The sequence below is a fragment of the Priestia sp. P5_B4 genome, assembly GCF_056400385.1.
Map to the genome: position 1 here is coordinate 1 of NZ_JBFULJ010000674.1, position 2108 is coordinate 2108.

At 39.6% G+C, this 2108-nt stretch carries 3 protein-coding genes; 1 reads left to right on the forward strand and 2 read right to left on the reverse strand.

Translation table 11 applies throughout. The features are described from left to right. Positions 1-349: FHA domain-containing protein (locus AC1DRF_RS24535; RefSeq protein WP_477741922.1), on the reverse strand; the 349-nt coding region annotated here is incomplete at its 3' end. A gap of 318 nt (positions 350-667) precedes the next feature. Here AC1DRF_RS24535 and AC1DRF_RS24540 point away from each other — a divergent pair. After that, entirely contained in the window at positions 668-802 is a 135-nt protein-coding gene (locus tag AC1DRF_RS24540) for a hypothetical protein (protein ID WP_477741923.1), read from the forward strand. A gap of 58 nt (positions 803-860) precedes the next feature. On the opposite strand, the gene cobT is transcribed toward AC1DRF_RS24540, so the two are convergent. Next, positions 861-1898, reverse strand: coding sequence for a nicotinate-nucleotide--dimethylbenzimidazole phosphoribosyltransferase (cobT, locus tag AC1DRF_RS24545; RefSeq protein ID WP_427075999.1), 1038 nt, complete (start codon positions 1896-1898; stop codon positions 861-863). Between the last annotated feature and the right edge of the window lie 210 nt (positions 1899-2108).

A 2108-nucleotide genomic window follows, 5' to 3' on the forward strand; every position in this document is an offset into this window, starting at 1 on the left:
GTCCTAAATCGAGGGTTGCATCCATATCATCATTTCTAAATACTAAAGCTGCCTCCTCATTTGCTAAGGTAATGACATCCTGCTCTTTCAATAAACGAGGGGTTCCAGGCTGTAACTCTTCTCCGTTTACTTTTGTCCCGTGTTTACTAAACAAGTCTGTAATGAAAAAGGCATTGCTTTCGTACGTTACTTCAAAATGCTTGCGTGAAATGTAAGCACTTTGGAAGGCCAGATAAGGCTCCCATTCTTCACTGCTTCGTCCGATAATACAGGCTTTATCTTTTGGAATAGGCACGGAAGCTCCTTCATAAAAAGGAGCACCGTTCCGAATAATCAACATACCGTTCATTGTTTGCTCACACTCTTTTTTAAAATTTTCTGACTCTTATCATGTAATTATAACACTCACATTTATTGAGATTTCTTCCAACTTTGGATAACATCATAGTATAGTCAGTTATATGATAAAGGTTGTTGCCATGTAAGTAAACCTTTAGAGCAGTCCTTTTCTAACTGAAAAAATACGTATTCTTTGCCCTGCTGTAACGGGGATACAATTTTTTTGTAAAATAATTTGATTTTTAGTAACTTTGACATATGTTCTCTCTTTTTAAAGCGAAGTAAAATAGGAAAATACGTGAAATATTTACATAATGGAGGAAGACCAATGGGACGTTTGCCAAAAGATAGAGAAATTCAAGCGATTAAACGACGCRTTGCACTGGTATTGTTAATTATTGGATCATTTATTTTAACAGGTGCTAGCTTTAGCATTTATTGGTTTATGATGTTAAAAATATAAGATTTTTTTATAAAATAAAGAAAAAAGACATGGTTTTGTTCCCATGTCTTTTTTAGGTTTATTCTTTCTCAGACACTCCCGCAGATTGAAATGTGGCCATATTGGCAATCATCAGTGAAGCTGAGTGCAGCAGTGGAAATGTAACAGCAGCTCCACTTCCCTCACCTAAACGAAGATTGAGGTTGAGGAGCGGTTTCTTGCCAAGAAGCTTCATTGCACACGCATGACCTTGTTCAACAGATTCGTGACTAGCAAACATATAGTCTCTTGCTTGTATATTGATTTCTGTCGCTAGAAGGGCTGCAACTGTACATATAAAACCATCTACTAAAATAGGAATACGGTGAGCAGCTGCCGCCAGCATAGCACCTGTCATCCCGGCAATTTCAAGCCCCCCTATTTTACTAATAATATCAATCGGATCCTGAGGGTTAATGTGCCTGTTTTGCAGCGCTTCTTCAATCACATTCACTTTGTGGCGCAGTTGTTCGTCAGAAATCCCTGTGCCCATTCCTGCAAGCTTAGAGACTTTTTCTCCTGTCAATACAGCTAAAATAGCCGTGCTTGATGTAGTATTTCCGATGCCCATTTCTCCTACAATCAAACATTTAATTCCTTGGGCAATAAGCTCTTCAGCTTCTTCATATCCGACTTGAACAGCCAGTTCTGCCTCACTGCGCGTCATCGCATCTTCTTTATAAAAACTTGCTGTGCCCAGCTTCACTTTGCGTTGTACAAGGTCCGTATGGGAAAGGTCAGAAGCAATTCCGATGTCAATCAGTTTGAACTGGGCATCTATTTGCTGACTAAACACGTTAATAGCTGCTCCTCCCTGCAAAAAATTCAGCGCCATTTGTGCCGTTACGTCTTGCGGATAGGCTGAAACTCCTTCTTTTACAATTCCATGATCGCCTGCAAAAACGAGGACTCCTGGCGGCGTGACTGTCGGAAAAACTTCCCCGGTCATGGCCGCTAATTCCACTGCTATTTCTTCGAGTCTTCCAAGGCTTCCTATCGGTTTGGTTAATGTATCAATATAGCGTGCCGCTTTTTCGCCAGCGCTTGTTTCAAGCGCTGGAATATAAACGTTTATCATATGTACAGCTCCTTTATTTCAGCAAATGTCTACCGTTTAATTTAACAGGATTTTGTTTATTCTGGCTAGTCTTTTTTAAAGTAGATAATTGGATAGAGTTCCCAAGACTTAGTTATACTAGTAAGAGTTGCGTATAGGCAGTATTTTGAAAGGAAAGATTTTATGACAACGAAACAGCACAAAAAGGAAAAGGCTGCCTATACGCAACTC

What these genes read in the sequence shown, in the direction of transcription:
- cobT (WP_427075999.1), bottom strand. Translation starts at nt 1,898, where the DNA reads ATGATAAACGTTTATATTCCAGCGCTTGAAACAAGCGCTGGCGAAAAA.